Here is a 3,520-nt window from a genome sequence, read left to right on the forward strand (position 1 = left end):
CACCACTCCCCAGTGGGAGCACGCCACCCCAAAGGCGCGCCATGAGGTCCCCACCCCTGGCACGCTCCCTCCCGCCGGCCTCGGACGCCCCCAGGAATTGGAGCGTCAAGCCGAACGGGTCGGCAAAACCGACCACCCTCAATGCATCGCGGTACGTCCATCCCTCGAGCCCGGCGGCACGTGTGTGACGCGTGACGGGCGCTCGAAGTACTCGACCACCAAACCTCCGAAGGGCACTCGCGGCCCCTCGACTCTCGAATCCCTCAGTCGTTGAAGCAGCGCCACCGCCGAGTCCACTGCCTCGTCCACGGCGCGGTTGATCTGCTCCTTCTCCCAATCCCCACCGCCGAGCACCTCCGCGGCGTCCACCAGGCAGCGCCGCAGCGCCGAGAACTCTTCGTGCAGGGCTCGCGCGCCACGCTCCGGCGACAGGCGCAGCACCGCTTTCGTACGACTCCAGGGGCTCGTGTCGTCCCCCTCCAGCGTCACGCCCAGCTCCTTGACGAAGGGCTCCACCAGCCCGTCCAACTGACTCAAGGGAGTCTGGGCGCCGTCCGCCGCGTCGTGAGCCGTCATCCGCATCCGGCGCCACAGCGCCGCGATACGGTCCGGCTGCTGGCGGAAGAACCGCGCCAGCCCGGCTGCCTTACGTCCTCGCTCAGTCATTTCCGGTGCCTTCCGCATCGCATCGGGGGCTATAGCAAGGCTGCTGCCAGCGGCTGAGGAACCGGGTCTCCTGGGAAATCAGCCACTTGGAGGACGCACTCGCGCGCGCCGTGGCGGGGGAAGGTAAAAACTTCGGGGTTCGGCTTGTAGACCTGTCCGAAGGTCCAGACAGGGCCCCCCAGGACTCCGGGGCCGGCCCGTGTCTCAGTGCAGCGTGGGCTTGGCGGTGCGGGCTTTCAGCGCGTCGTCGGCGCCGGCCGGCTGCTCGCTCTCGTGCTCGGGGCCCACGGAGAACTCACCCGACGCCGACTCCGCGTGGGGCGGCGCCTCGGGGTGCTCGGGCTCCGGCTCGGAAGGGGCGGGGCCGGGCCAGTACAGCTCCTGGTGCGGCGCCGGGCCCGCCATGGGCGTGACGGACTCGGCCGCCTGCTGCTGGGCCACCATCATCAGCCGCAGGGCGGCCTCGTCCGCGGCCTCCTGGGCCGTCATCTCCGCCAGCCGCGCGGCCTTCTGCTGGCGACGGCGCGCGTACGCGGCCACGCACAAGATGGAGGCCGTCAGCCACAGCAGGGCGGAGCTGGTGGTGAGCGGCAGCCAGCCGTAGCGCGCCGCCAGTCCGTCGCGCCAGCCGGCCTCCTCCACGTCCAGCGAGGTGTGGAAGGCCTTGCCGAACGCCGTCTCGAAGGGCTCTCCAGCGCGCACGCCGTCGATGAGCAGGCCCATGGCCTGGGGGCCGTAGCGGGTGGACAGGTGCGCGACGAAGGCGGCGCTCTGGGCGTAGGCGATCTCCACGTCGGCGGGCAGGTCCGGCCAGTCCGAGGACAGGTCCTCGAAGTGGAAGACGCGCTCCTGCGTCACCGCGCGGAAGAGGGCGGAGTAGTGGGTGATGGAGAAGCGCTCTCCCGTCACGTTCTGCGCGACGCCCTCCTGGAACCAGCGGGGCCAGCCTCGGGCGAGCTGGCCGAGCGCCACGTGCGCCAGCTCATGCCGCAGCGTCTGTTGACCATCCGGCGCGTGCAGGCTGAGCGCGTCCAGCAGGATGATTTGATGCGAGGGGTAGGCCAGCGCCACGGCCCAGCCCGGAGGCCGGCCTCCGGGAAGCGCCAGGGCCTCGAACTCCTCGCGGCCCACGCCCAGGCGAATCTCCGTCACCCCGGGCCAGTCGCGCCCCAGGATGTTGCCGAAGCCGTCCCGGACGGACTCAATCTGCCCCGCGAGCTCCTTCGCCGCCACGGTGGCCGCCGCCGTGTGGAGGATTCGGAAGCGCTTCGTCGCCACCTCTCCAGCGGCGATGGCGGGCCGCGAGTGGGGGACGAGCACCACGTCGTCCACCAGGGCTTCACCGCCGTGGGGATGGGAACCAGAGCCTTCACCCAAACCCTGGGCCCACGCCCGAGGCATGGCCAGCAGCAACAGGAGCAGGACGAGCAGGTGGCGCATGCGGGGGCCTCGCTATCCCCCAGACATAACAGCCTCGGCCCGCGCCGCATCAACCCCCACCACGTGAACGCGTTTTCGTCGCGATGCGTCACCGGCGACGAGCGTCACCTGTCGTCGGGGCACTCCGAGCTGCTTGCCGAGAAACTCGAGGAGGGCGGCGTTGGCCTCCCCATCCACGGGAGGCGCGGCGAGCTGGATTTTCAACAGACCGTCGTGTTCGCCGACGACGCGGGTGCGCGAGGCGCGGGGCTGGATGAGCAGGGCCAGCTCCACGCCGTCCGGCAGGGACTTCAGCCAGGGCGCGGCCATGGGCTACTCGTTGCCGTTGGCCTTCTTCTGGGACAGGTAGGCCACGTTGTCCTCGACGCGCGCGTAGTCGCGGTCCGCGAAGGTGGGGGCCTTGAAGGTCTCCAGCAGCTTCTGGTGCGCGTCCAGCACCGAGCGCACCTGCGACTCGAACTGGGTGCGCTGGCGCTTCAGCTCGTTGATGTCCTCCACCACCTGCACCAGTCGCTGGTGCGCGCCGTGGACGATCTTCTCGGCCTGATGCTCGGCGTCCGCGATGATGATCTCCGCCTCCTTCTTGGCGGCGGACTGGAGGTCCTCGCTGATGCGCTGGGCGGTGACCATCGTCTCCTGGAGGGTGCGCTCGCGCTCCTGGTGCTGCTCGAGCTTGAGCTGCGTGCGCTTCAGCTCCTCCTTGAGCGCGATGTTCTCCTTCACCACTTCCTCGAACTCACCGGCGATCAGCTCGAGATAGGCTTCGACTTCGCGACGCGAGAAACCTCGCAGCGCCGTGTCGAACCGCTTCTGCCGGATGTCGAGCGGAGTGATCTTCATGCGCGCCAGTCTAGCGCAGGGCGGCGCGTTCTCCAGGAATCGGCCCGGAGGATGGCTTCACCCTGGAGGGCGCCTTCGCCTGCCCGCCTGCTTGGGGGACAGCGCGCGAGGACTTCAGCGGGACGCGGGCGGCGCGTCCCACTGCGCGGCGACGGCGCGGGCGGCGTTCTGCACCACCGAGGTGAGGCGCGAGTCGGTGGCGGCGTCCTGCACGGTGCGCCGGGCGGAGGAGGTCCGCTGGAAGACGAGGCCGTTGAGGGCCTGGATCTTCAGCGCGTCCGGCATGCGGGGGTGGCGCACCACGTTGCCCAGGATCTCCTCCGCGCGCGGGTGCTGGAAGAGGGACACCGCGCGCAGCACGGCCTGCTGGGTGCGGGGATTGGGGTCCCACAGGTGGGTGGCCAGCGAGTCCAGCGCGCGCGGGTCTCCCAGGAGGGCCAGGTCCTCCACGGCGATGGCGCGGACCTCCTCGGGCGCGGGGCGGGCGGCCCACAGGAGGGCGCGCAGGAGCGCGGTGTCGTCCGCCGAGGCCACCGGCGCGGGGGACGGCTCCGGGGCGGCCTTGGTGGCCGTG

The 3,520-nt window shown here is 70.8% G+C and carries 5 protein-coding genes; all 5 read right to left on the minus strand.

Annotated features, from left to right (window positions below; all coding sequences use genetic code 11):
- Positions 1-138 precede the first annotated feature (138 nt).
- Entirely contained in the window at positions 139-684 is a 546-nt protein-coding gene (locus tag HUW62_RS46230) for a hypothetical protein (RefSeq protein WP_163870664.1), read from the minus strand.
- A 186-nt stretch (positions 685-870) separates the two neighbouring features.
- On the minus strand, positions 871-2,106 hold the full coding sequence (locus HUW62_RS46235) for a peptidase MA family metallohydrolase (RefSeq protein ID WP_176438083.1): 1,236 nt from the start codon (positions 2,104-2,106) through the stop codon (positions 871-873).
- Between the two features lie 12 nt (positions 2,107-2,118).
- Complete coding sequence (locus HUW62_RS46240; protein WP_163870666.1) at positions 2,119-2,415, minus strand: DUF167 domain-containing protein; 297 nt, start codon at positions 2,413-2,415, stop codon at positions 2,119-2,121.
- Between the two features lie 3 nt (positions 2,416-2,418).
- A complete protein-coding gene (locus tag HUW62_RS46245; protein ID WP_163870667.1) occupies positions 2,419-2,946 on the minus strand; it encodes a DivIVA domain-containing protein in 528 nt (175 codons plus the stop codon).
- Between the two features lie 114 nt (positions 2,947-3,060).
- Positions 3,061-3,520, minus strand: a 460-nt coding sequence (locus HUW62_RS46250; protein WP_255204023.1) for a HEAT repeat domain-containing protein, incomplete at its 5' end; no start/stop codon positions are given.

Source organism: Myxococcus sp. AM011 (assembly GCF_013372595.1).
Lineage (GTDB): Bacteria > Myxococcota > Myxococcia > Myxococcales > Myxococcaceae > Myxococcus > Myxococcus eversor.